A 25,587-nucleotide genomic window follows, 5' to 3' on the forward strand; every position below is an offset into this window, starting at 1 on the left:
AGGCTCACCGCCCGCACCAAGGAAAGCGAGCACCTGGAGGGGAAATCAACCACACTGCACTACTTCGTAAATAGCAAAAAAGTATGCGAAAACAGCCTTGTTTTTAGACCAAAGTTGATTGTAACGGAAGGTGCGGGACTCCTGCGGGAATACGCGTCCGAGGGAGACCCCGCAGGCGCAGACCGCCCGCGGAAAGCGAGTGCCTGCAGTGGAAATCAACGTTAAAACCTCAAAACAGTAGGGTAAAACCAGATAATTTCGAGTTGTTTACAGTCTGAGACTGCCAGTTCATCCTGGCAGTCTATTTCTTTTCCCTTTTTTCTAAATTGTTGTATTTAGGATAAAAACGCCAATTTTTCAACACGAATTTCTTGGATAATTTCGCCCTTCCAAAGGAGATACTAACAGAAATGACAAACTAGGAGAGTGCAGGAGGGAATAAGATGAATTGGACAGGATTGGCGTTGTTTATCCAGCTGTTTTTTGGGATTATTATTGGATTGTATTTTTTGAACTTATTGAAAGGCCAACGGACACAAAAAGTTTCCATTGACCGTGATTCACGTAAGGAGATGGACCAATTACGGAAGATGAGATCGATTTCGTTAACAGAACCATTGGCAGAAAAAGTTAGACCAAGCACATTTAATGAAATCATCGGTCAAGAAGATGGGATTAAATCTTTAAAAGCTGCTTTATGTGGGCCGAATCCCCAGCATGTGATAATTTACGGTCCTCCTGGGGTAGGGAAAACGGCAGCTGCCAGACTTGTTTTGGAAGAGGCGAAGAAAAATGGCAAGTCCCCTTTTAAGAATTCGGCCGTTTTTGTTGAATTGGACGCCACCACAGCCAGGTTCGATGAACGAGGGATTGCCGATCCGCTCATCGGTTCTGTGCACGATCCAATCTACCAAGGAGCCGGGGCAATGGGACAGGCAGGCATTCCGCAGCCAAAGCAGGGTGCAGTCAGCAATGCACATGGAGGCGTACTGTTCATAGATGAAATAGGGGAGCTTCATCCGATACAGATGAATAAACTTTTAAAGGTATTGGAAGATCGTAAGGTTTTTCTGGAAAGTGCCTATTATCAAGAGGAAAATCAAAATATTCCCACTCACATCCATGATATTTTTAAAAATGGACTGCCGGCTGACTTTCGGTTGATTGGTGCTACAACAAGAACGCCAAATGAAATCGCGCCTGCGATACGTTCAAGATGCATAGAAGTGTTTTTCCGTGAACTGGACCGGGAAGAAATAATCGCCGTGGCCAAGAATGCCTCAGATAAAGTGGGGATCACCATCAGTGATAAAGGCTTGGAATCGATTTCGGATTATGCCCGAAATGGCAGGGAAGCTGTCAACATGATTCAGACTCTTGCAGGAATCTCAATTAATGAAAACAGGACTTTCATCAGGGAAGAAGATATAGATTGGATGGCCCATAGCAGCCAGCTGACCCAAAGAATGGACAGGAAAATAGAAGCGAAATCCAAAATAGGCCTTGTCAACGGTCTTGCAGTCTATGGTCCAAACAGCGGGGCATTGCTGGAAATAGAGGTTACGGTAATGGCTGCCTCTGATGAAAAAGGTTCGATAAACATTACCGGTATCGTTGAGGAAGAAAGTATCGGCGGCGGGAGTGGCAAATCGGTTCGACGTAAGAGCATGGCGAAAGGTTCGATTGAAAATGTCATTACGGTTTTACGGTCGATGGGAGTGCCTGCCAATCAATTCGATATTCATGTGAACTTTCCGGGCGGAAGTCCAGTGGATGGCCCTTCTGCAGGAATTGCAATGGCCACAGGCATATACTCGGCCATATATAAAATCCCTGTTGATCATACTATGGCGATGACTGGGGAAATAAGCATTCATGGCGGCGTTAAACCGATCGGCGGTGTCATTCCGAAAATTAAGGCGGCTAAACTTGCCGGGGCAAAAAGGGTGATCATCCCAGCCGAAAACATGCAGCCGCTTCTATCTGAAATCAAGGATATAGAGATCATTCCTGTTTCGAATGTGAAAGAAGTGCTGGATCAGGCACTGAAGAAAGAATTGATGTCGGAACAAATCCTCACAACCTTGGACCTATCAAAAAAAGAAAGTGTATAAAGGATATGCCCCGGCTAAAAATAGAACCGGGGCATTTTAAGGACAAAATTGGCGTTCTCGGCCACCCTGCCGTAAAAAATAAACACGCATTCAGGCGTGCTTTTTTATCTAATATTGGAGATAATAATAGCAGTCGAAACGTGTTAAGGTAAACGAATAGACACTTCTATATAAATAGGATAGAATTGTTAAAAGGTTGAGAACATGGGTAAATAGTTTACAACGACGATACTAATTAGATGGAGGTGTCAGGAAATGACTGATAAAGAAATCATCGTCCCCCTCCTGCCGCTTAGAGGACTGCTTGTATATCCAACGATGGTACTTCATTTAGATGTAGGCCGAGATAAATCGGTACAAGCCCTTGAGAAAGCAATGGTGGAAGACCATCTTATATTTTTGACGACACAACAAGATGTTTCGTTGGACGAACCAGGTGAAGAAGATTTATTTACAATGGGAACTTTAACAAAGGTAAAACAGATGTTGAAGCTTCCGAATGGTACAATCCGGGTGTTGGTGGAAGGGTTGAACCGCGCAGAAGTCATGGAATTTTACGATTATGAGACACATTATGGTGCCAAGATTAAAATATATGAAGACAGTGATGAAAAGGATGCTGAACATCAAGCATTAATGCGCACACTACTGGATTATTTTGAACAATACATAAAAATGTCCAAGAAAATAACCGGTGAAACGTTTTCGTCCACTTCCGATATTGAAGAGCCTGGGCGATTAGCGGATATAATCGCTTCCCATTTGCCTTTGAAATTGAAGGAGAAGCAAGAAGTGCTTGAGACCATTGATATGAAAGAGCGTCTTAGCCGTGTAATCGAGATCATCAATAACGAAAAAGAAGTTCTTTTTCTCGAGAAAAAGATCGGCCAGCGTGTTAAACGTTCGATGGAACGGACTCAAAAGGAATATTATTTACGAGAGCAAATGAAAGCGATCCAAAAGGAATTGGGCGATAAAGAAGGAAAAACAGGGGAAATTGAAGTCCTGAACGAAAAGATAGAAGAAGCGGATATGCCTGAGCATATCAAAGAAACGGCATTAAAGGAATTGGACCGTTATGAAAAAGTTCCTTCAAGCTCAGCCGAAAGCTCCGTGATCCGCAATTATATCGAATGGCTGATCTCTCTTCCTTGGACCAAAGCGACCAAAGATGACTTGAATATTCATAAAGCCGAAAAAATCCTGAACCAGGACCACCATGGTTTGGAAAAGGTGAAGGAGCGTGTGCTTGAGTATTTGGCCGTACAGCAATTGACCAAATCATTGAAGGGACCGATCCTTTGCTTGGTGGGACCGCCAGGAGTCGGGAAAACGAGCTTGGCTAAATCGATCGCTTCATCCCTGAATAGGAATTTCGTCCGTATATCTTTAGGTGGGGTGCGCGATGAATCAGAAATCCGCGGACATCGCCGCACATATGTAGGGGCAATGCCGGGCCGGATCATTCAAGGCATGAAAAAAGCTGGAACGATAAATCCGGTCTTTTTACTGGACGAAGTGGATAAGATGTCCAATGACTTTAGGGGAGATCCATCTGCAGCGATGCTTGAGGTGCTCGATCCAGAGCAAAATCATAATTTCAGTGATCATTATATTGAAGAAACCTACGATCTTTCCAAAGTCATGTTCGTCGCAACGGCAAATAATTTGGGATCGATTCCTGGTCCACTTCGTGATCGTATGGAAATCATTTCGATTGCAGGTTATACTGAGATAGAGAAGCTTCATATAGCCAAGGATCACTTGCTGCCTAGACAGCTTGAAAACCATGGTTTATTGAAGACACAATTGCAAGTCCGTGAGGAAGCACTTACAAAAATCATCCGTTACTATACTCGGGAAGCCGGTGTTCGGAGTCTGGAACGACAGCTTGCAGGCATCTGTCGGAAGACTGCAAAAATCATCGTGTCCGGAGATAAAAAGCGGGTCGTCATTGCTGAAAAGAATGTCGAGGAGTTTTTAGGGAAAACCATGTTCCATTATGGACAGGCGGAGGTCGAGAACCAAGTTGGTGTAGCTAATGGTTTAGCATACACGTCGGTAGGTGGCGATACGCTGCAAATCGAGGTTTCCTTATCACCAGGTAAAGGGAAGCTGATCCTGACAGGAAAGCTTGGCGATGTAATGAAAGAGTCAGCCCAGGCTGCTTTCAGTTATGTCCGTTCAAAAACCGAGAAACTTCAGATTGATGCGAACTTCCATGAAAAATATGATATTCATATTCATGTCCCCGAAGGTGCGGTTCCAAAAGATGGCCCTTCTGCAGGCATCACGATTGCAACAGCGTTAATATCGGCCCTTACAAATAGGCCGATCAGAAAAGAGGTAGGCATGACAGGCGAAATTACATTACGCGGACGGGTTCTTCCGATCGGCGGGCTTAAAGAAAAATCTTTAGCGGCCCATCGCGCAGGACTTACGAAAATCATCATCCCGCAAAATAACGAAAAGGATATTGATGATATCCCGGAAAGTGTCCGTAAAGCATTAACATTTGTTCCAGTTTCACACGTCGATGAAGTCCTTGAGCATGCATTGGTAGGTGTGAACGAATGAAAGTAACAAGTTCAGATATTGTCATCAGTGCAGTGAAGCCTGAACAATATCCCAATACTCCAATACCGGAATTTGCCTTGGCAGGCCGTTCCAACGTTGGGAAGTCCAGTTTCATCAACAAAATGATCAATCGAAAAAACTTGGCGCGCACATCCTCTAAACCGGGTAAGACGCAGACCTTGAATTTTTATATCATAAATGAAGCACTCCATTTTGTGGATGTACCGGGTTATGGTTATGCAAAAGTATCCAAGACGGAGCGTGATGCTTGGGGGAAGATGATCGAAACGTACTTCACTTCCCGTGACCAGCTCCGCGCTGCGCTTCTGATCGTCGATTTGCGTCATCCGCCGACAAAGGATGATATCGCAATGTATGAATTCCTGAAGCATTATGACCTGCCCCGGATCGTCATTGCCACCAAAGCGGATAAAATTCCAAAAGGCAAATGGCAGAAACACTTGAAAATCACGCGCCAAACGTTAAATATGGAAAAAGAAGATGAATTGCTTCTATTCTCTGGTGAAACAGGCGAAGGTAAGGAACAAGCATGGGGCGTCCTTAAGAAATATATGTAAAAGAAAAGGGTATTCCGCATCTGGAATACCCTTTTTCATTATGTAATCGAAAATCTTCACTTTTTTCGAACCAAAAAATAAATGCCGATCGCCATCAAGGCAAAGGGCCAAAACCTTTCGATGTTCGCGGTGGTTGTTTCAACAATCCCGAAAGACGTTGTGATTTTATCGTAGAATAAGAATGTGATCGAGACGATGAATATGACCATCCCGTGAAACATTCCAGAATTTGTTTTACGTGCCCGGAGAATAAATCCCAGTGAGATGATTAAAATAAAGATACCTATATCATCCGGCCAAATCTCCAGGTTCTCGGCGATGTGGAAGTGGGCACCGAACCCAAGTAAGATGACGCCTGGCAGGATGGACTCATATTCATTACCGCTATATGCCTGAATCAGGAAGGCGGCACCGACAATACATAATAAAGTGGGCCAGCTGAAAAAGCCCGGAAAGATTTCGATTTGGGAATGTTCAAGAAAAAAATAGAGCCCGAAACCGATTAAAACGATTCCTGGGAAAATACGTTGCGTTTTCATTTTATCCTCCTATGCAATTCGATTACTTGAAGTTTTTTGCCATTTTTGATATGGTACTTTTGTACACAATGTCGAAATATGTATGTAACTTTACAAATCCCGCTTAGACACCTTTTGTAGCATTGAGGCGTTTTGGCTGTCTTTTCATGGTAGCATATGTTTTCATAAACTGTTCATATTATTTGCGTGAATCCATTTTAGTACATGGTATAATTAATTTACATGAAAAATTTTGGGGGTGCAAAACAAAAGGATGCATATTCTAGCGGTTGGTATAAATTACAAAACTGCCCCTGTAGAAATTCGGGAAAAACTATCGTTTAACGAAGCCGAACTTGCCGAGGCAATGAAAGCTCTTAAAAATAAAAAAAGCATCTTGGAAAATATTATTATTTCAACATGTAACAGGACGGAAATCTATGCGGTCGGGGACCAGCTCCATACAAGCAGGTATTATATCAAGGAATTTCTTTCGGAATGGTTTAACATCGATAAAGAAGAATTTTCTAAATATCTGTTCATTTATGAAGGCGATGGGGCTGTCGAGCATTTATTTTCAGTTACCTGCGGTTTGAATTCCATGATACTGGGAGAAACTCAGATTTTGGGACAAGTACGTTCAAGCTATTTGTTAGGGCAGAAGGAAGATACGATCGGTACCGTTTTTAACCATCTCTTCAAGCAAGCCCTTACATTAGCTAAAAAAGCTCATTCGGAAACCGAAATCAATACCAATGCCGTTTCCGTCAGCTATGCGGCAGTCGAGCTTGCAAAAAAAATCTTTGGAGGCCTGAATGGCAAGAATGTCTTGATTCTTGGGGCCGGTAAGATGGGTGAGCTGGCCATTCAAAATCTGCATAGCAATGGCGCCGACAGCATTACGGTCATTAACCGCACCTTTCAGAAAGCGGTCGACCTGGCTGAGAGATTCAATGGTACGGCCAAACAGCTGCAAGAGCTTCAATGCGCTTTAGTGGATACCGATATCCTGATTACTTCCACTGGTGCAAAAGATCTTCTTGTAACAAAAGAAATGATGTCATTCATCAATAAGCTTCGTAAGGGCCGTCCTATTTTCATGGTCGATATCGCAGTGCCGCGTGACCTTGATCCAACATTGGCCGAGCTGGAAAATGTCTTCTTGTATGACATTGACGATCTGGAAGGGATCGTGCAAGCCAATATCGAAGAACGTAAAAAAGCAGCCGAGAAAATAGAAATGATGATCGAATCAGAAATCGTGGACTTCAACCAGTGGATTAATTTACTTGGTGTGGTTCCCGTCATTTCTTCTTTACGGGAAAAATCCCTATCGATACAAAGGGAAACGATGGAAAGCATCGAAAGAAAGCTTCCGCATTTGAGCGAACGTGACAAAAAAGTCCTGAACAAGCATACGAAAAGCATCATCAACCAAATGCTGAAAGATCCGATACTTTATGCAAAAGAGCTGGCAGATGAGCCGAATGCAAAAGAGCAATTAAATAATTTCGTGAAAATCTTCCATTTAGAGGAATTGATTGAAGACCAGCTGGTTGGGGATGAAAAAGAACGGAACAGCTCCAAGTCATCCCTATTGAATCCAGTTCCTGTCCAGTAATGAGGTAGATATGGAATTACTAATGACAAGATTGCATGAAGCCACTGTTTTGCTGTATGCCATCAGTATGCTTTTATACTTTATTGATTTCCTTAATAATAACCAGAAGGCGAACAGGGTCGCCTTCTGGTTGCTTTCTATTGTTTGGGTGCTGCAAACAATTTTTTTGTTTCTGTATGTGTTGAAAACGGGAAGGTTCCCGGTATTGACGATTTTTGAAGGCTTATATTTTTATGCTTGGGTCCTCATATCGCTATCATTGATCATTAACCGATTGCTAAGAGTCGATTTTACGGTCTTTTTTACGAATGTATTAGGTTTCATGGTTATGGCCATCCATACCTTTGCACCTGTTCAGATAGAATCTCAAGTGCTTGCACAGCGCCTGGTTTCAGAGCTATTGCTCATACATATCACTTTTGCGATCCTATCATATGGGGCATTCACGCTTTCTTTCGTTTTTTCAGTTTTATACTTAATTCAATATGATTTATTGAAACGGAAGAAGTGGGGAAAACGCCTGCTTCGACTCGGCGATTTAACAAAGCTCGAGCATATGTCCTATGTCCTCGCAGTTATAGGTGTTCCATTATTGGTGGTCTCCCTCATCCTCGGGATTCAATGGGCTTATATAAAAGTCCCTGGGGTATCCTGGCTGGACATGAAGATCATCGGCTCATTTATTTTGCTTATTGCTTACAGTATGTTTTTATACTTGAAAATTCGGAAACAAATGTATGGAAGGACGCTAGCCTTTCTGAATATTGGATCTTTCATGATTGTGTTAATTAACTTTTTCCTTTTCGGAAGCCTTTCAACATTCCACTTTTGGAATACATAGGAGGAAACTATGAGAAAAATAATTGTCGGTTCAAGACGTAGTAAATTAGCGATCACCCAAACGAACTGGGTGATCGATCAACTTAAAGGACTTGGGGTCCCATACGAGTTCGAGGTGAAGGAAATTGTCACAAAGGGTGACCAAATCCTTGATGTAACACTTTCCAAGGTCGGCGGAAAGGGCTTATTCGTTAAAGAAATCGAACAAGCGATGCTGGATAAAGAAATTGATATGGCCGTACATAGTATGAAGGATATGCCGGCAGTGCTGCCTCAAGGTTTGACGATCGGCTGCATACCACCGAGGGAGGATCATCGGGATGCCTTGATTTCAAAGAACCATGAAACCCTTTCCGAACTGAAGCCCGGTTCCATCATAGGTACAAGCAGCTTGCGGCGTGGCGCGCAAATTTTGGCTAGAAGGCCGGACCTTGAAATTAAATGGATTCGCGGAAATATCGATACCCGTCTGAATAAGCTGAAAACGGAAGATTATGATGCTATCATTTTAGCGGCAGCCGGACTATCAAGAATGGGTTGGGAGCAGGACATCGTAACGGAATTTTTAGATGAAGATATTTGCATTCCGGCAGTTGGACAAGGAGCTCTTTCCATTGAATGCCGTGAAGACGACAAAGAACTGCTGGCGGAACTTGCGAAATTGACCTGTGAAAAAACGAAAAGGACGGTTGAAGCGGAACGTGCCTTTTTGGATAAAATGGAAGGCGGATGTCAGGTGCCGATTGCTGGATTTGCGGTGGCAAAAGATAATGGGTCCGTTTCCTTGACGGCTTTGGTCGCTGCCCCGGATGGAAAGGTGATATATAAAGAAATGGTTGAAGGTGCTGATCCAGAGGCGGTTGGGCATGCTGCTGCCAAACAGATTAGCGAAATGGGCGGTAAAGAATTGATCGATCGCGTAAAAGAAGAGCTTAATCAGTAATGAACCCAGTTCAACCTCTTAAGGATTATCAGGTATTGATCACCAGAGGGAAAGGACAGGCAGATGGTTTAAAAGAGTCGATCGAAAAAAATGGCGGAACGCCGCTTCTTGTTCCATTGCTTGAGTTCACCCTTCCAGATCATATGGAAGATGTGCATCAGCGTTTTGAAGAGTTGCTTACATATGACTGGATCATTCTGACCAGTCAAAATGGGGTGGATTTCTTCTTTAGGCTTCTTGGAAACCAGCCTTTGAAGCTTCCGAAAATAGCCGTAATCGGCTCCAAAACAGAAGCGGCCCTGAAACGGCATGGTTATAAGGCGGATTTCGTTCCAGCTCAGTTTGTTGCCGAAGGGTTCGTGGCGGAGTTCAATACCCTGCTAGATCCGGGTGCCCGAGTGTTGCTGGCAAAAGGAAATCTCGCAAGGGCGGTTATAGCGGAGGCGATCAATGAAGCTGGAGCAATCTGTGATGAAGTGATAATTTATCATACAGTGCTTCCTCGAAGCAGTGAAAAAAAACTGGTGCAGCTTATAAAGAACCATGAAATCGACATCATGACCTTTACGAGTTCATCGACGGTCAATCATTTTTTACAGATCATGAAAAGCCATGAATTGGATACATACATAGACCGGATCATCATCGCCTGCATCGGGCCGATTGCCGCTAAAACTGTTGAAAAACATGGGCTATCCGTCGATGTCTGTCCAGATGTTTATACGACGGATGCCATGGTTGCGGAGTTAATACGCTTTATCTTGAAAAGAAATAAACAGGGAGGAACTTTCAAATGAAAAACATTCCATTCAATCGCCACCGCCGCTTGCGTGCAAGTGCTGGCATGAGGGCTTTAGTCCGTGAAACACAATTGCATAAAGAGGATTTGATTTATCCGATCTTCGTCATCGACGGGAAAAATGTGAAAAATGAAATCAACTCCATGCCAGGTATCTATCAGCTATCCATGGATAATCTGGGTGCCGAAATGGATGAAGTCGTGAGTCTGGGCATTAAATCAGTCATTTTATTCGGTGTCCCTTTTGATCATGATAAAGACGAACAGGGAACAGGGGCATTTCATCACAACGGACTTGTGCAAGAAGCAACCCGCTTTATTAAAAAACAATATCCTGAAGTTATTGTCATAGCGGATACCTGCCTTTGCGAGTATACAAGCCATGGCCATTGCGGGGTCGTTGAAGGGGAAAAAATCCTTAATGACGCTTCTCTTGACCTTCTTGCCAAAACGGCAATCAGCCAGGCTGAGGCCGGCGCAGACATCATTGCGCCTTCCAATATGATGGACGGTTTCGTTGCGGCCATCCGTGCAGGTCTGGATGAAGCGGGTTATGAAGATATTCCGATCATGTCCTATGCGGTGAAATATGCTTCGGCTTTTTACGGCCCATTCCGTGATGCCGCGAATGGTGCGCCGCAATTTGGCGACAGGAAAACTTACCAAATGGATCCCGCCAATCGCCTTGAAGCGTTTCGTGAAGCTGAAAGCGATGTTGCTGAAGGTGCGGACTTCCTAATCGTGAAACCGGCCCTTTCTTACATGGACATCATCAGGGACGTTAAGAATAACTTTAATCTTCCGATCGTTTCCTATAATGTCAGCGGTGAATATTCAATGGTCAAAGCTGCTGCCCAAAACGGCTGGATTGATGAAAAAGCGATAGTGATGGAAATGCTGACAGGCTTGAAACGCGCAGGTTCCGACTTGATCATCACGTATTTTTCAAAAGAGGTAGCACGCTGGATTAACGAAGATAATCAATGATAAAAAAATATAACCTGTAATGGAAAAAGGGGATTGAATCATGCGGTCATATGAAAAATCGAAAGAAGCTTTTGCCGAAGCAAAAAATTTGATGCCAGGCGGCGTGAACAGCCCGGTACGTGCCTTCAAATCTGTGGACATGGATCCCATTTTCATGGAGCGTGGAAAAGGCTCGAAAATGTATGATATCGATGGAAATGAATATATCGACTATGTTCTTTCATGGGGACCGCTCATCCTGGGTCACACGAATGACCGTGTCGTGGAATCATTGAAAAAAGTAGCGGAGTCAGGTACAAGCTTTGGAACCTCTACGCTGATTGAGAATGAACTGGCCAAGCTGGTCATGGAACGGGTGCCTTCGATTGAAATGATCCGGATGGTATCATCAGGAACCGAAGCGACGATGAGTGCGCTAAGGCTGGCACGAGGCATAACAGGCCGTGATAAAATCCTGAAATTCGAAGGTTCCTATCATGGCCATGGCGATTCATTGCTGATCAAAGCGGGTTCCGGCGTTGCAACATTAGGTTTACCGGATAGCCCAGGTGTACCGGAAGGCATTGCAAAAAATACGATTACCGTAGCATATAATGATCTTGCTGCAACCAAATATGCGTTTGAACAATTTGGCGAAGACATCGCCTGTATCATCGTAGAACCTGTTGCAGGGAATATGGGTGTGGTTCCGCCACAACCTGGTTTCCTCGAAGGCTTACGTGAAGTGACGACCCAATACGGGGCTTTATTGATCTTTGACGAAGTCATGACAGGGTTCCGTGTCGGCTATAATTGTGCACAAGGCTATTTTGGCATCGTACCTGACCTGACTTGCCTTGGGAAAGTAATTGGCGGCGGCTTGCCTGTCGGAGCATTTGGAGGCAAGCGCGAATTCATGGAACAAATTGCCCCGAGTGGGACAATCTATCAAGCGGGAACATTGTCCGGTAATCCTCTTGCCATGACGGCCGGCCTTGAAACGCTGAGCCAATTGACTCCAGAATCTTATGTTGAGTTCACCCGAAAAGGGGATATGCTCGAAAAAGGAATTGGAGCGGCAGCGGATAAGTACGGTGTTCCCCATACATTCAACCGTGCCGGTTCCATGATTGGACTTTTCTTTACTAATGAGGATGTCGTAAACTATGATACAGCAAAAACATCCGATTTAGAGTTCTTTGCTTCCTACTATAGGGAAATGGCGAATCAAGGCATCTACCTGCCGCCGTCACAGTTTGAAGGGTTATTCCTTTCCACTGCACATAGTGATGAAGATATCGAAAAAACCATTGCTGCGGCAGAACAGGCTTTTGCCAAATTAAAAAAATGATTCAAGGCTTCATGAGCTACCGCGATATTCGATAATGATAAATTTGAACTGGCTGCCATTTTTCCAAAAACTTTTGGAGAAATGCAGCCAGTTTTTTTGAATTCAATCCGTACGTGGAAGAACCGAATTTAACGTTCACGGCCGAATTAATTGGAGATGGTATAATTGGTAGAATGCAGAATTAATAGGCTGTTGGGAATTAATATGGCGGTATGCCGAGCAGCTTTTCTAGCTGATTGTTATTCCCGCTTGATTTAGCCTGAAAATTGAACCTCTTTCTTTTAATTCAGGGAATATCTAAGGGGAGCTGCAAATGAATTAAGGAATAAACAGCTTCCTCCCTTCATAGATTGATATTGGTATAGGTACCGTTTCATGAAGCTGAAAGGAGGAGTTGTCTTGTCGCAAGAAAATGAATCGTATTTACGATTTTCTTTAGAGGAATCCGTTTGGTTCCAGAAGGGACAGGAAGTGGCTGAGCTATACTCTATTTCCCTTGATCCAAATGTGTCGATTCAAGAAAGTGATCAGTATGTTTTTATACGAGGCTCGTTGGATTTAAGCGGTGAATACAAAGACTCGCAAAATGGTGAAGAAGAGGAGTTTTCGCAGACCTTTTTGCCAAAAGCGGTTCAAAAGGTCGAGAGGCATCCCAATGGACTTAATGAGTTCACACACCGTTTTCCGGTTGATATAACGATTCCGAATAATCGGATTGCCTCTTTGGATGAGGTTGATGTCTCGATTCAAAGCTTTGATTATGCCATGCCAGAGCATAACTGCTTGAAATTGCAGGCTGACCTTTTGATAACCGGAATCTATAATGATTCATATGTGGAAGAACGGTTTGATACTGAGCAGGAAGTTGGGGAAACGGAGGATCAGGAAGAAACGGATGGGGAAAATGAGTCATATATTCCTTATGCAGCCGCAGTGCCGCCAATCCCGGATTTTCAGCCCGTTTTCCGTGATGAGGAGGAAGAAGAGTTATACGCGCCTTTTTCTGCAGAGTCAAAACGGGTTTCTGAAGCAAATGAAGAAGAAGAAGAGGAACCGATTTATTTAAGCGATCAGCATAATGCTCCCGTTTTTGAAATTCCGGTTTCACCATATCCTGAAGAGGAGGAATGGGAAACGGAAGTGCATAGACAGGAAGAAGCTCAAGCTGTGGAGGAAGAAGTAATTGGTGATCCGCCTGACTCCCCGGAAAAGGTACCTTCCATGGGAGAGGCAAAATTGGAGGAAGAACCAAGCAGGCAGGATTCCTTGGAGATTCCTAGAGTGACATTTATAGAAGAAGTAGAAGAAGTAGAAGAAGAGCCAAGTCAAGCAACCAATCATGAAAGTAGCCCAGTTTTAAATGTAGAAACCGAGGATGTCATCCGGCAGGAAGACGATGCCGTTACAGCGGGTCCTATCCTTAATGAGAATGTGAAGGTGGAGCAGGAAGAGGAATCTAATTCGTCCATAAGCGATCTATTCAAAAAGAGGGAAAGACCTGCGCCTCCGGCTAAGGAGGGTAAGAGTTTCAAAGGCAGGAAACAAGCAGCGGAACGTGATGAAAAAGAAACGGCCGATCATGATGAAAAGCAGCTTTCCATCATGGATTTATTCGGACGGAAACAAGAAGAAGAACTGGTAAGGATGAAGGTTTGCATTGTTCAGCAAGGGGAAACGCTTGATGACTTGGCTCAACGATATGATGTTACGGTTCAATCGATCCTTTTCAGCAATGAATTGGAGTCGAATCAGAACGTCCATGAAGGGCAAGTCATTTATATACCGAAGGCGGTTGCGTATAAGAATTGACCGGGACAGAGAGCAGGGCATATGCTCTGCTCCTGTTTTTTAAATGCTAGAGGAAGCGGATTGTTTAGTTTTTTTAGAGAAAGTGAGTGAGTCTCGTGAGGGAAAACGAGAATCAGCAGCCTGCCAATCGGGATCGGGACACGGAGACCGTATTGAAGGAATATGCCATGTATGTACAATATATTGAGGACTTCGGGCGTGTAAAAAAAGTATACAGTGATCGCGGTACATTTGCCTTGAAATCCATGTCACCGCATAACGGCATTGATTTTATCAAAAATGTTCAAAAACTGTACCATCGCGGCTATAATCGAATCGTTCCCATTTATCAAACGATGGATCAGCGTTACGCCGTTCTGCATAATGGACGTTTGTATTACCTGATGCCCTGGCTCAATGATGAAAGGGACGGGGAGCGCGATGAAAAGCATAAGCAATTGTTCAGGGAGCTTGCTCGGATGCATACACTTTCTGTTAAGGAAATGCAAGTGGATATTGAGGAACGGGAAGCACATTATGAGCGGACGCTTGATGCCTGGAATAACGAAAAGGAATTTATAGAAGAGTATATTGTCAGCTGTGAAAAGAAGTGGTATATGTCTCCATTCGAACTCACGGTTTGTTCTTTCTACACTGATATTTCACAGGCGCTGAAGTACTCGATCAAGAAGTTTGAAACCTGGTATGAAAAAACGAAGGATAGTGAAAAGGTTCGAACCGTGGTAACGCACGGAAAGGTTTCTTTGAAACATTTCGTTTATGATGAGCGGGGATATGGCTACTTCATCAATTTTGAGAATTCGAATACGGCTCCGCCGCATTTCGATTTACTGCCATTTCTCGTTAAAGCGGCCAGGACCTATCCTGTCCAATGCGATGACTGTGTTGACTGGCTATATAACTATTTTCGTTATTTTCCGTTAAAAGAAGAAGAATTATTGCTCATGCAAAGTTATCTGGCATTCCCTGGATCAGCTTTGGAATTAGTGAAGGGTTATTCCGATGGCAGGGGCCATCGTTCAGAGCTTGATAATGTCACGCAACTACAGCGGCAATTTTGGCTATTGAAAAATATTGAATATATGGTGATGAGAATCGAAGAAATCGAACAGAAGAAAAAGGCGGCTGCCGAGGCTGCCAAAGAAGAACAATCACCCCCAAGCTAAATATACATGATTGGATCATCTCCAGTCATGTATATTTTTTTGCTGTAAGGGAATAATTAAATCCATTCGAAATACAAAGACATGGCCAGGAAAATAAACGCGATAAGCAGGAGCATATCGAAAAAAGTCGGGAAAATCAGCGTACGTAATCCTTGGAATACGATAAAGGGGACGATGAACTGCTGGCAGACACCGCGGAATTTTTTCACCCAAGGCGGTAAAGTATAGGGAGTATATCTTCGCTTCATATTATTACCTTCCTTTTTAGGACTTCTTATATTCTATGGGTGGGCAGTGAAAAAGGTGAAACAGCCGTCACATTCACTGTTTCTGGAGGATAAAATAAAGAAAATGAACATGAATGCATCAAATGGGATGATTCCTGAGAAAGTAAGCGAAAAGATGATTGACTGGAGCCCCATGTTTTTTGTACTATATACTATATGCATTCAATGTTTTTACATATGAATATAAATCAATGCAAAGACCGGAAATAGTAAGATGAAATGCACTTTTCAGAGAGGAAACCAAATTGGTGCGAGGTTTCCAGGCAGCAGCATCCGAAGTCGTCCGCGAGCAGTCTTCGTGAACTTCTTAGTAACGAAGGCCGGTGAAGAGCCGTTATCCGATTTGAGAGCCGAAAGGGATTCTTTTCTTTTTCGGAAAAAAGGTGGCACCGCGAACAACTTCCTTCGTCCTTTTGAGATGATGGAAGTTTTTTTTATGCCCAAAAGGAGGAAATGATATGGAAGAGAACCAAATTTCAATGCCGACTAAATATGATCCGCAGACGATAGAGAAAGGCCGCTACAAATGGTGGCTTGATGGAAAGTTTTTCGAAACGACGGGTGACGATAAAAAAGAACCATACACGATTGTCATCCCGCCGCCTAACGTTACAGGTAAGCTGCATCTTGGCCACGCTTGGGATACGACACTTCAAGATATATTGACACGCATGAAAAGGATGCAAGGCTATGATGTTTTATGGTTACCAGGCATGGACCATGCCGGTATTGCCACTCAAGCGAAAGTAGAACAGAAACTTCGTGCGGATGGCGTGAGCCGTTATGACCTTGGGCGTGAAAAATTCGTGGAAGAGACATGGAAATGGAAAGAGGAATATGCGAGCCATATCCGTGAACAATGGTCAAAGCTAGGTCTTGGACTTGATTATACCCGTGAACGCTTCACCCTGGATGAAGGTCTTTCAAAAGCAGTGCGCGAAGTGTTCGTTTCGCTTTATAACAAGGGCTTGATTTATCGCGGCGAATACATCATCAACTGGGATCCATCAACGAAAACGGCGTTATCCGATATCGAGGTCATTTACAAAGATGTGCAAGGCGCATTTTACCATATGAAATATCCATTGGTTGACGGATCGGGTGAAATTGAAATTGCCACCACCCGTCCAGAAACGATGCTTGGCGATACTGCTGTTGCTGTACACCCTGAAGATGACCGTTATAAACACTTGATCGGCAAAAAGGTCCGCTTGCCAATTACAGGCAGGGAAATCCCGATTGTCGGTGATGATTATGTCGATATGGAATTCGGTTCAGGCGCGGTCAAAATTACTCCTGCTCATGATCCGAATGACTTCGAAATCGGGAACCGTCACGACTTGGAGCGCATCCTTGTCATGCATGAAGATGGCTCGATGAATGAAAAGGCCGGTAAATATGAAGGCATGGACCGTTTTGAATGCCGTAAGCAAATCGTCAAGGACCTTCAGGAAGAAGGAGTACTCTTCAAAATCGAAGATCACCTTCACTCAGTAGGCCATTCAGAGAGAAGCGGTGCTGTTGTTGAACCATATCTTTCGACACAATGGTTCGTTAAGATGCAGCCGCTGGCTGATGCATCCGTTGAGCTTCAAAAAGGAACCGATGAGGAAAAAGTTCATTTCGTACCGGACCGTTTCGAGAAAACGTACCTGCATTGGATGGAAAATATCCGCGACTGGTGCATTTCCCGTCAGCTTTGGTGGGGACACCGCATTCCCGCCTGGTACCATAAAGAAACAGGTGAAGTGTATGTAGGTCATGAAGAGCCGGCGGACGCTGAAAACTGGGAACAAGATACAGATGTCCTTGATACATGGTTCAGCTCGGCATTATGGCCGTTCTCGACTATGGGCTGGCCTGACAAGGACAGTGTCGATTTCCAACGTTACTATCCAACCGGGGCACTTGTGACAGGCTATGATATCATTTTCTTCTGGGTATCGCGGATGATTTTCCAAGCTCTTGAGTTCACAGGTGAACGACCATTTGAAGATGTGCTGATCCACGGTCTGGTTCGTGACGAACAGGGGCGCAAGATGAGTAAATCGCTAGGCAATGGTGTCGATCCGATGGATGTCATCGATCAATACGGTGCCGATTCCCTGCGTTACTTCTTATCTACGGGCAGCTCGCCAGGCCAGGACCTTCGTTATAGTACGGAAAAAGTCGAAGCAGTTTGGAATTTCTCCAATAAGATCTGGAACGCATCCCGTTTTGCTTTGATGAACATGAATGGCATGACGTATGACGAAATCGATTTAAGCGGTGAGAAGTCTGTAGCCGATAAATGGATCTTGACGCGTTTGAATGAAACGATTTCCAACGTAACCAGACTTGCGGACCGTTATGAGTTTGGTGAAGTGGGCCGTGTGCTATACAACTTCATTTGGGATGACTTCTGTGACTGGTATATTGAAATGGCGAAGCTTCCGCTATATGGAGAAGACGAAGCGGCTAAGAAAACGACGCGCTCGATCCTGGCGTATGTACTGGATAACACAATGAGATTGTTACACCCGTTCATGCCATTCATTACCGAAGAAATCTGGCAGAACCTACCGCATCAAGGTGAGTCCATCACTGTTGCCGCTTGGCCGGAAGTGAATGAAGAGTTGACAGATACGGCTGCAGCCGAGGAAATGAAGCTGCTTGTTGAAATCATCCGCTCCGTCCGTAATATCCGTGCTGAGGTGAACACACCGTTAAGCAAAAAAATCAATTTGATTTTAAAAGCGAAAGATGAGGCCATCTTAGCGACATTACAGAAAAACAGCAGCTATATCGAGCGTTTCTGTAATCCTGAACAATTGACGATCGGAATCGAAGTCGAAGAGCCTGCTCAAGCCATGACAGCTGTCGTAACTGGCGTAGAACTAATCCTTCCGCTTACAGGACTGATCAATATTGACGAAGAAGTGAAACGTCTTGAAAAAGAACTCGACAAACTTAATAAAGAAGTTGAGCGTGTACAGAAAAAATTAGGCAACGAGGGCTTCGTTAAAAAGGCGCCGGCAAGCGTCATCGAAGAAGAACGTGCCAAGGAAAAAGACTATAGCGAAAAACGCGACTCTGTAATCCACAGGATCAGCGAACTGAAACAACTGTAATACAAAAGGATGAACCAGCTTGAAGCCGGTTCATCCTTTTTCTGTTTACATGCTATTTAAGAAGAGGATATGCTTTCTTTTATGAATGTAAGGTACTCCCATACGATATTCATATCACTTAGTGCACTTAATGTCCGGCTCCCAACGACATCCTCAATTTCGTTCAGCATGAGGCTGCCATCTTCGGCAAATATGAAATCGATACCGACCAGGCCGAAATCAAATGAACCCATTACTCTTTCAACAAGGGCTAATTCAGATGCAGTCAGCTCATATAGCGAAGCCGATCCGCCCAGCGTATAATTTGCCTTGAAACTGGAAGCGGATTCCCTGAGTACAGCAGCCTTCACTTTTTTTCCAATTACAAAAACGCGGATATCCCTACCGAATAAGCCAGGTTTTTGAACTATCCAATTCCCATCTTTCAGCTGGGCAAGATCATCGGCATGCTCGATTAGAAATACTTGTTTCCCGCCGCGGCCGCTTGTTTCTTTAGCAATGAAAGGGAGCTCCATGTCATCGGCACTCGGCCTTCCATTACAATATACGGTATCGGCCATTGGAATCCCCAGCGAGGACAAATATTGATGCGTCTTTGCTTTGTCATTCGCGATTTCCGATACGAAGGAGGAGTTAAAGCAAGCAATCCCCAATTGCTCAAGTTGCTTAGTGAAAAAAGGATCGATGGTCCGGACGATGGCAAAGTCCGGCAATGAAATTGGCTGCATCTCATGTTCCACATACAACTTGTTGAAACGATGTCCGATCCTAAGGTCTTCCCGAAAGTGAAAGTGTAAATCAAGATCAAGCTTACTGGCTTCGTCAAGCATCCAATCTATGTATCCTTTATTTTTCAAGGCATCCTCACGGTTATAAATCAACCAGCCTGCTTGTTTTTTCATCAGATGCACTTCCTTTTTCTAATTCTTTCAAGATATAATCGAACATGCTATCGGCGATGTTGATGCCTGTACATTCAAAAATATTCAGTAAATGCGAATTCGAATTCACTTCGCACAAAAGCGGACCTTCTTCACCAAACAGCAAATCGACGCCAGCGAAGTCGGCACCCAGAATTTGCGCACATCGAATGGCAAGGTGTGCTTCTTCACTGGTGGGGATATATGGTGCAGCCTGCCCCCCGGCAGTCATATTAGCTCGGAAGTCCTGTTCGGAATGACGTTGCATCGCTGCTATGACTTGATTGCCCACGACATTGACGCGAATATCCCGACCTTTACTGTGCTCGATGAATTCCTGGATGATAAATGGTTTGTGGCCAAGATCACGAACCGTCTTCAGTAACTCATCCTCTGATTGGATTAAATATACTTGTTCCCCAAAAGAACCGTATGCTTCCTTAACGATAAGAGGATAACCGAGTTCATTGCCGATTTGGATAAAAGCATCCATATTGACCCTTTCAATCCCTTCGTACGTAAAAGGGGGAAATATGGTTTTCGGCATCGGTATGTCATGCCCTGTTAAGGCTTGATGTGTTTTTGCTTTGCTGTCGCATATATCGATTGCTGCACTGCTGTTATATACGGGGATGCCGAGCAATTCCAAATGGCGCGCCAAATGAATGTCTTTATCCATGAACAGAACAAAATCCGGCAGCTTATCAAAGTTTCCTTTAAGCAGCGGCACTCCTTTTTCGATTATGGGCATGAGATCTGAATTGCGGATAAGGGTTGCCGTGATATCTTTCCTTTCAGCCGCCTCTTTAATGAACAAAGCTAAACTGGAAAACTTATCATGCTGTAAATAGCCGTTGACGACAATCCAACAGTGGAAATCTGAAGTTTTCATGGTAAAACACTACCTTTCATCTAGGTTAATCGTACATATATTGATAAAATAATCTTAACGCATAAGAGCGGTATAAAGAAAGAGGAGGCTCCACGATAATGGTTACAACCATGAAGGAAATCAATCAATTTTTTGAACGGCGCCAAGTTCGATTGGGCATGAATTTTGGCCTGTCACGGATGGAAACATTGTTAACTGAATTAGGCGACCCGCACAAGGAGCTAAAGTATATTCACATTGCGGGGTCCAACGGGAAAGGATCGACACTGCAATATATTAAAGAGATTCTGCTTGCCCAAGGGATTCGGGTCGCTTCCTTCACTTCTCCTTATTTAATACGGATGAATGAACAGCTGAAGGTGAATGAGGATGAAATCAGTGATCAGGAATTCATCGATGTCTTCCGGAAGCTTTGGCCGATCATCCATGAGATGGACAGCAAGGGGAATGGTCCCACCCAGTTCGAAATTTTGACTGCAATGGCATTCTCTTATTTTAGCAAAAAGGAAGTCGATTTGGTTTTGATGGAAACCGGTTTGGGAGGCAGGCTTGACACAACCAATGTCATCCAGCCGTTTCTTTCGATCATTACCTCGATCTCTTTGGAACATACGAACATCCTGGGTAACACACTCGGGGAAATTGCTTTTGAGAAGGCAGGCATCATAAAAAGCGGAGCGCCGGTCATCAGCGGAGTCACAGCCGGGGAACCAGCAAAAGTAATTGAAGAAAAAGCGTCAGCTTTAGGCGTACCTTATTACCAATTGGGCAAAGACTTTCGTGTTAGCGATATGAAGCGAAGTGAAAGTGGGCAAAGTTTCTCATTTTCGCTTGCCGACAGGTCGATTGAAAATGTGGAAATGCGGATGCTGGGCCGTCATCAAATGGAGAATGCGGCACTGGCCATTGCTGCTGTCACAGTAGGGATGGAAAATATCGATGAAAAAAGCATCCTTAAAGGAATAGGGGCAGCGAAATGGGATGGACGCTTTGAAAAAATATCGGATGAGCCGTTGGTGATCATTGATGGTGCACATAATCCTGCTGGCATCGACGTACTGAAGGAAACGCTAAAAGTGCATTACCCCGACTATAAGTACCGATTCGTATTCAGCTCATTTAAAGATAAAAACTATTCCGAGATGCTTCATGGACTGGAAACGGGGGCGATGGAAATCATCATTACCGAATTCGGCCATGAACGGGCGGCGGATGCGAAAACGCTTTATGAAAAATGCAATCATCCAAATAAAAGTATAAACAAGGATTGGCAGGCGGCGATAACGGAAGGCAGAAGGAAAACGGGGGATAAAGAGATTCTTGTCATTACAGGGTCCCTTCATTTCCTTTCACTTGTGAGGGAGTTCCTCATCAGAGAAGATGCCTAAAGGATGTGCATTACCGCAATGAGGCACTTTATCGTGGAAACCAAAGCCTAAGAACCAACGGTAAGCCATATTTGTTTCAACTTCTTCAATTGCTTTATGAATTGAACGAATACCGAGGGTAAATCGAATGAAAGTCAGTTTGGCTAATATAACTGGATCAATACTTGGGCTTCCTATCTCTGAATATATATCTTTCACCAAATCATAAATGAAAGTGAAGTCAATGGCAGCCTCCATTTTACGAACCAAATGATTCGCCGGCACCAGTTGATCTAAAGCAATCATTTCAAGTTGGTCTCGCTGAATAGAATAATGTTTCGAAAGCATCCTCATCACCTCAGGTTATAATAGTTTATTTTAAAACAAAATAGTCTATAGGCAAAAGGAGTTCCATCTGAAATTTTAAACATAGTTGATTGGAGCGGGTGTGCGAGACTCCTGCGGGAATAGCGAGTCCAAGGGTGACCCCACAGTCGCAAGTGCGCCGAGGGCGGACCGCCCGCGGAAAGCGAGTGCCTGGAGTGGAAATTAACGTTCAAATTGCACAAACCCCTAAAAAACCAAACTCAATTTTCATCGAGTTTGTCTACAGTCTGAGAAAAGGATCTTTTCAAAGGTCCTTTTCTCTTGTTAAAGAGCCTCTTGAAAAGAAAAAACTCCAATAGAGTGATTGATAACAAATCACCCAGTTTATTTGTTAAAATATGATTATATATTGCATTCCATATGAATGTTGAATAGTAGGATCTGCTTAATAAAATGACGGGAGGGATGAGCATGAAGAACCCAATGGTTAATTACATAGCGGAAGGGACTTTTATATCAGGGTTTCAAAGAAAGGCAATCGAATCCTCATGCACGTTGCATAAATGATGGCTATCCATATCTATCTCTTCGTATTGGGCTTGATTTTAGGCTCATTCTTTAACGTTGTCGGTTTAAGTGTTCCAGCTGGTCATTCATTCGCGAATCGTCGTTCCGCCTGCCCTTCTTGCGGGCGTACATTGACATTCTTCGAGTTGATACCGGTTATTTCTTATATGTTGCAAGTCGGTAAATGCCGGGGCTGTAAAGCAAGGATATCCCCCCTTTATCCGGCCGTGGAAATGCTGACCGGTGTTTTGTTTGCCTCTGCTCCGATATTCCTTGGCTGGTCGGGCGAACTCTTGATTGGCTGGACATTGATTTCATTATTTATGATCATCTTCGTGACTGATGTCGCCTATATGCTCATACCTGATAAAATACTGCTTTTCTTTACGGTGATTTTTATCGTTCTAAGAGTCTCATTTCCGCTGTCGCCCTGGTGGGATTCAATTGTCGGGGCAGCGATTGGCTTTAGCCTGCTGTTATCAATCGCGGTCGTGAGTAAGGGTGGAATGGGTGGCGGTGATATCAAGCTGTTTGCCGTGATTGGCTTCGTATTGGGAATGAAGATGGTGCTGTTATCGTTGCTTTTTGCGTGCTTTTATGGGGCATTGCTTGGCATCATCGGGTTGCTGACCGGAATCTTAAAAAAGAAAACCCTTATTCCTTTCGGACCGTATATTGTTTTTGGGACATTGACTGCTTATTTTTGGGGCGATTCGCTATTACATTGGTATGTAACATTTTTAAGATGAGCTTAAAGGACCATCCTGATCAAGAGGAATTTGTCAAAAATCACCTGAACAATAGCCCAGTAGGGAACCATCCCCATTTGACGGCAAGAGATTATGAAATGATGGAGGGATGTATGTAATTCGTGAGAGGTGATATGGAATGGTTCATGAAGCAATAGTACCAGTACACGGAATTCCTTTTTTGTTACCCATATATGAATAGGGAAATTTGACGAAACCTATTAATGACAAGACGACAAAAGTCTTGTTATTTTTTTTTCCCTCTATGATAGGATGAAAAAAATGATCAGGAGGGGAGGAAAAAAATTGGGCAAGCCGGAACAAAGCAAGGGTGTAACGATTAAAATAAATGGGGAAGAAAAAGTATTTGGCGATAAAAAAATTGAAAGTCAAGAGGCGGCGAGTAAGGAGCAGGAACAGGAACAAACTGATGAGAGTTTCGAATGGATACTCCCTGAGGATTCAAATGAAAGCAAGATCGTATTGGTACCCACACCGCCAAAGAAGAAAATGCCGAAGCTCATCGGCTTTGGTACCGGGTCACTGAAAAGCTCGGATAAAAGACCGATCAAGACATTCATGATTGCAGTCATTTGTGCTGTGTTTTTTGGGTCGATTCTTGGCTTGATCGCCGTTAAAACGATAACAAAGGAAAAAGCCCAAGTATCTTCGGTCGAGACCCCGATTCCAACCGAAGCCACTGTTGAAGATAAAAAAGCGGCAGTGACTGAACCGGGAAACCAGCTGAAGACATTCCTTGTACAGGGAGGAGTATTCAGCAGCGAGGATGCGGCAAGGCAAATTCAAAAGAAAATCATTGAAAAGCAGGTTCCTGCTGAAATCTTCAAATTGGAAGAAAGCTATTATCTATTTCTGGGGTCGGCAGAGAGTCTAGCTGCAAGTAAAGAATTGGCCTTGTTCTTAAAGTCATATGATGTGGATGTATATTGGAAGGAAATCAATTTTGAAGCGGCCGGGACAAGCCAAGAAGATGAAAAAACCCTCGACAAGATGAAGGCAGTATATGCTTCGTTGGCAGAAACATCCGCAACAAAGCTTCGCGGAAAGGCAGGGACGGTAAACGGGGAAACCCTGAAAAAAAACATGGATGAACTGAAGGCGGGGAAATTATCGCCGGCGTTTTCAAAGATGAACGATGACCTGACTGCTGCGGCAAAGTCGATTGATGAATATGAGACTTCCAAAAATGAAGAAAAGCTATTCCAGGCTCAAGAAAGTCTTCTGAATTTTTTATTGAATTACCAAAAGTAAAGAAAAAAGGGGGGCTGCCTAATGGGACAAGCCTCCCATTATGAAACCATCTGTGACACCTTTTTTATTTTCCGGGAAATACTTACAGGGATTTGTCGATTCCTAGTAAACAATAATTGTGGATTGCACCATTATTTGATAGGATAGATATGTATCTCCCTATGTAAAGAAAGGTGACTTTTATATTATGCAGCCATTGATTTTAGCTTCCTCATCACCACGTCGTAAAGAACTTCTTCAATTTCTTCAAATCCCCTTTGAAAGCATGAATTCCAATGTTGATGAAAGTATTGATGAAAACATGTGTCCTGATGCAGCGGTGAAAGAACTGGCATCCCGTAAAGCGGAAGCCATCGCAGCAAAATTTCAGGAAAGCTGGGTAATCGGCTCGGATACCGTTGTTGTCCTTGATGGTAAGATTTTGGGTAAGCCGGTAAGCAGGGCCGATGGAAAAAGAATGCTGGAAATGTTATCAGGACGGACACATGAAGTATACACAGGCGTCGCCATCCTGTTCGGAAAGCATCGCAGAGTATTTGCAGAAAAAACGGAAGTGACATTTTGGGAGCTGCCAGAGGCTGAAATCGAACGATATCTGGATAGCGGGGAACCTTTTGACAAAGCTGGCGGCTATGGGATTCAAGGATACGGATCTCTTCTTGTCAAACAAATCAAAGGGGACTATTTCTCAGTCGTCGGGCTTCCGGTCTCAAGACTGGCCCGGGAACTTAAAGCGATGCAGGAAGAGTTAGGATAATCAGATTTCCCCTGGCATCTTCCCTTTTCTAAGGAAGGGTTGATCTTTTGAGCGAAA

At 43.8% G+C, this 25,587-nt stretch carries 21 protein-coding genes, 1 pseudogene and 1 other annotated feature; of the genes and pseudogenes, 17 read left to right on the forward strand and 5 right to left on the reverse strand.

Annotation, left to right across the window (positions count from 1 at the left end):
- The 4 genes from AC3WLU_RS24070 to yihA all read left to right on the forward strand — a co-directional run.
- Positions 1-225 (forward strand): hypothetical protein (locus tag AC3WLU_RS24070; protein ID WP_492598047.1); only part of this gene is annotated, 225 nt, incomplete at its 5' end.
- Between the two features lie 218 nt (positions 226-443).
- Positions 444-2,114, forward strand: coding sequence for an ATP-dependent protease LonB (lonB, locus tag AC3WLU_RS24075; protein ID WP_413010244.1), 1,671 nt, complete (start codon positions 444-446; stop codon positions 2,112-2,114).
- A gap of 255 nt (positions 2,115-2,369) precedes the next feature.
- The gene (gene lon, locus AC3WLU_RS24080) at positions 2,370-4,691 is read left to right on the forward strand and encodes an endopeptidase La (RefSeq protein ID WP_057276651.1); all 2,322 of its coding nucleotides are present in this window, start codon (positions 2,370-2,372) and stop codon (positions 4,689-4,691) included.
- The gene (yihA, locus tag AC3WLU_RS24085) at positions 4,688-5,269 is read left to right on the forward strand and encodes a ribosome biogenesis GTP-binding protein YihA/YsxC (protein ID WP_034308918.1); all 582 of its coding nucleotides are present in this window, start codon (positions 4,688-4,690) and stop codon (positions 5,267-5,269) included. Before lon ends, yihA begins: the two co-directional genes overlap by 4 nt.
- 56 nt (positions 5,270-5,325) lie before the next feature.
- Here the strand turns inward: yihA and AC3WLU_RS24090 are convergent, their stop codons facing one another.
- Positions 5,326-5,808 (reverse strand): LiaI-LiaF-like domain-containing protein, encoded by a 483-nt coding sequence (locus AC3WLU_RS24090; RefSeq protein ID WP_063575548.1) that lies wholly within the window; start codon positions 5,806-5,808, stop codon positions 5,326-5,328.
- 253 nt (positions 5,809-6,061) lie between these two features.
- On the opposite strand from AC3WLU_RS24090, the gene hemA reads away from it, so the two are divergent.
- From hemA to ysxE, 8 genes are all read left to right on the forward strand, one after another.
- Positions 6,062-7,408, forward strand: a complete 1,347-nt coding sequence (gene hemA / locus AC3WLU_RS24095; RefSeq protein ID WP_283928975.1) for a glutamyl-tRNA reductase — start codon at positions 6,062-6,064, stop codon at positions 7,406-7,408.
- 10 nt (positions 7,409-7,418) lie between these two features.
- Complete coding sequence (locus AC3WLU_RS24100; protein ID WP_283928974.1) at positions 7,419-8,249, forward strand: cytochrome C assembly family protein; 831 nt, start codon at positions 7,419-7,421, stop codon at positions 8,247-8,249.
- A 9-nt stretch (positions 8,250-8,258) separates the two neighbouring features.
- Complete coding sequence (gene hemC / locus AC3WLU_RS24105; RefSeq protein ID WP_492598048.1) at positions 8,259-9,191, forward strand: hydroxymethylbilane synthase; 933 nt, start codon at positions 8,259-8,261, stop codon at positions 9,189-9,191.
- Positions 9,191-9,988 carry a uroporphyrinogen-III synthase gene (locus tag AC3WLU_RS24110; RefSeq protein ID WP_492598049.1) on the forward strand — a complete coding sequence of 266 codons (798 nt, stop codon included), beginning with the start codon at positions 9,191-9,193 and terminating at the stop codon, positions 9,986-9,988. The genes hemC and AC3WLU_RS24110 overlap by 1 nt, the downstream gene beginning before the upstream one ends.
- Positions 9,985-10,977, forward strand: coding sequence for a porphobilinogen synthase (gene hemB / locus AC3WLU_RS24115; RefSeq protein WP_048688903.1), 993 nt, complete (start codon positions 9,985-9,987; stop codon positions 10,975-10,977). The genes AC3WLU_RS24110 and hemB overlap by 4 nt, the downstream gene beginning before the upstream one ends.
- Before the next feature lie 40 nt (positions 10,978-11,017).
- The gene (gene hemL, locus AC3WLU_RS24120; protein ID WP_492598050.1) at positions 11,018-12,307 is read left to right on the forward strand and encodes a glutamate-1-semialdehyde 2,1-aminomutase; all 1,290 of its coding nucleotides are present in this window, start codon (positions 11,018-11,020) and stop codon (positions 12,305-12,307) included.
- Positions 12,308-12,706: 399 nt separating this feature from the next.
- A complete protein-coding gene (locus AC3WLU_RS24125; protein ID WP_492598051.1) occupies positions 12,707-14,116 on the forward strand; it encodes a LysM peptidoglycan-binding domain-containing protein in 1,410 nt (469 codons plus the stop codon).
- Positions 14,117-14,211: 95 nt separating this feature from the next.
- Positions 14,212-15,282, forward strand: a complete 1,071-nt coding sequence (ysxE, locus tag AC3WLU_RS24130) for a spore coat protein YsxE (protein WP_492598052.1) — start codon at positions 14,212-14,214, stop codon at positions 15,280-15,282.
- A 56-nt stretch (positions 15,283-15,338) separates the two neighbouring features.
- Here the strand turns inward: ysxE and AC3WLU_RS24135 are convergent, their stop codons facing one another.
- Positions 15,339-15,530 carry a YszA family small membrane protein gene (locus tag AC3WLU_RS24135; protein ID WP_034308896.1) on the reverse strand — a complete coding sequence of 64 codons (192 nt, stop codon included), beginning with the start codon at positions 15,528-15,530 and terminating at the stop codon, positions 15,339-15,341.
- A gap of 226 nt (positions 15,531-15,756) precedes the next feature.
- Positions 15,757-15,985 (forward strand) — a binding site (T-box leader).
- Between the two features lie 42 nt (positions 15,986-16,027).
- Here AC3WLU_RS24135 and AC3WLU_RS24140 point away from each other — a divergent pair.
- Entirely contained in the window at positions 16,028-18,679 is a 2,652-nt protein-coding gene (locus AC3WLU_RS24140) for a valine--tRNA ligase (protein WP_034308891.1), read from the forward strand.
- 56 nt (positions 18,680-18,735) lie between these two features.
- On the opposite strand, the gene AC3WLU_RS24145 is transcribed toward AC3WLU_RS24140, so the two are convergent.
- Together AC3WLU_RS24145 and AC3WLU_RS24150 are read right to left on the reverse strand one after the other, a co-directional pair.
- Positions 18,736-19,581 carry an ATP-grasp domain-containing protein gene (locus tag AC3WLU_RS24145; protein ID WP_187049834.1) on the reverse strand — a complete coding sequence of 282 codons (846 nt, stop codon included), beginning with the start codon at positions 19,579-19,581 and terminating at the stop codon, positions 18,736-18,738.
- Complete coding sequence (locus AC3WLU_RS24150; protein ID WP_492598053.1) at positions 19,550-20,491, reverse strand: ATP-grasp domain-containing protein; 942 nt, start codon at positions 20,489-20,491, stop codon at positions 19,550-19,552. Before AC3WLU_RS24150 ends, AC3WLU_RS24145 begins: the two co-directional genes overlap by 32 nt.
- Positions 20,492-20,589: 98 nt before the next feature.
- On the opposite strand from AC3WLU_RS24150, the gene AC3WLU_RS24155 reads away from it, so the two are divergent.
- On the forward strand, positions 20,590-21,879 hold the full coding sequence (locus AC3WLU_RS24155) for a bifunctional folylpolyglutamate synthase/dihydrofolate synthase (RefSeq protein ID WP_492598054.1): 1,290 nt from the start codon (positions 20,590-20,592) through the stop codon (positions 21,877-21,879).
- Between the two features lie 18 nt (positions 21,880-21,897).
- Here AC3WLU_RS24155 and AC3WLU_RS24160 read toward each other — a convergent pair.
- Positions 21,898-22,206: pseudogene (locus AC3WLU_RS24160) on the reverse strand (transposase); the annotation flags it as partial.
- Between the two features lie 542 nt (positions 22,207-22,748).
- On the opposite strand from AC3WLU_RS24160, the gene AC3WLU_RS24165 reads away from it, so the two are divergent.
- The 3 genes from AC3WLU_RS24165 (at position 22,749) to AC3WLU_RS24175 (ending at position 25,530) form a co-directional block, all read left to right on the forward strand.
- The gene (locus AC3WLU_RS24165; protein WP_492598055.1) at positions 22,749-23,501 is read left to right on the forward strand and encodes a prepilin peptidase; all 753 of its coding nucleotides are present in this window, start codon (positions 22,749-22,751) and stop codon (positions 23,499-23,501) included.
- 306 nt (positions 23,502-23,807) lie between these two features.
- On the forward strand, positions 23,808-24,773 hold the full coding sequence (locus tag AC3WLU_RS24170; RefSeq protein ID WP_278088456.1) for a hypothetical protein: 966 nt from the start codon (positions 23,808-23,810) through the stop codon (positions 24,771-24,773).
- Between the two features lie 187 nt (positions 24,774-24,960).
- Positions 24,961-25,530, forward strand: coding sequence for a Maf family protein (locus AC3WLU_RS24175; RefSeq protein ID WP_098186765.1), 570 nt, complete (start codon positions 24,961-24,963; stop codon positions 25,528-25,530).
- Positions 25,531-25,587 lie beyond the last annotated feature (57 nt).

The sequence above is a fragment of the Peribacillus sp. FW305-BF15 genome, assembly GCF_058783805.1.

Bases quoted from the DNA above. Each gene is read 5' to 3' on its own strand.
- AC3WLU_RS24110 (WP_492598049.1), top strand. From the start codon at position 9,191: ATGAACCCAGTTCAACCTCTTAAGGATTATCAGGTATTGATCACCAGA.
- AC3WLU_RS24175 (WP_098186765.1), top strand. From the start codon at position 24,961: ATGCAGCCATTGATTTTAGCTTCCTCATCACCACGTCGTAAAGAACTT.
- hemA (WP_283928975.1), top strand. From the start codon at position 6,062: ATGCATATTCTAGCGGTTGGTATAAATTACAAAACTGCCCCTGTAGAA.
- AC3WLU_RS24090 (WP_063575548.1), bottom strand. From the start codon at position 5,808: ATGAAAACGCAACGTATTTTCCCAGGAATCGTTTTAATCGGTTTCGGG.
- AC3WLU_RS24145 (WP_187049834.1), bottom strand. From the start codon at position 19,581: ATGAAAAAACAAGCAGGCTGGTTGATTTATAACCGTGAGGATGCCTTG.
- AC3WLU_RS24100 (WP_283928974.1), top strand. From the start codon at position 7,419: ATGGAATTACTAATGACAAGATTGCATGAAGCCACTGTTTTGCTGTAT.
- hemL (WP_492598050.1), top strand. From the start codon at position 11,018: ATGCGGTCATATGAAAAATCGAAAGAAGCTTTTGCCGAAGCAAAAAAT.
- lonB (WP_413010244.1), top strand. From the start codon at position 444: ATGAATTGGACAGGATTGGCGTTGTTTATCCAGCTGTTTTTTGGGATT.
- lon (WP_057276651.1), top strand. From the start codon at position 2,370: ATGACTGATAAAGAAATCATCGTCCCCCTCCTGCCGCTTAGAGGACTG.
- AC3WLU_RS24150 (WP_492598053.1), bottom strand. From the start codon at position 20,491: ATGAAAACTTCAGATTTCCACTGTTGGATTGTCGTCAACGGCTATTTA.
- hemB (WP_048688903.1), top strand. From the start codon at position 9,985: ATGAAAAACATTCCATTCAATCGCCACCGCCGCTTGCGTGCAAGTGCT.
- AC3WLU_RS24155 (WP_492598054.1), top strand. From the start codon at position 20,590: ATGGTTACAACCATGAAGGAAATCAATCAATTTTTTGAACGGCGCCAA.
- AC3WLU_RS24135 (WP_034308896.1), bottom strand. From the start codon at position 15,530: ATGAAGCGAAGATATACTCCCTATACTTTACCGCCTTGGGTGAAAAAA.
- yihA (WP_034308918.1), top strand. From the start codon at position 4,688: ATGAAAGTAACAAGTTCAGATATTGTCATCAGTGCAGTGAAGCCTGAA.
- AC3WLU_RS24140 (WP_034308891.1), top strand. From the start codon at position 16,028: ATGGAAGAGAACCAAATTTCAATGCCGACTAAATATGATCCGCAGACG.
- AC3WLU_RS24165 (WP_492598055.1), top strand. From the start codon at position 22,749: ATGATGGCTATCCATATCTATCTCTTCGTATTGGGCTTGATTTTAGGC.
- hemC (WP_492598048.1), top strand. From the start codon at position 8,259: ATGAGAAAAATAATTGTCGGTTCAAGACGTAGTAAATTAGCGATCACC.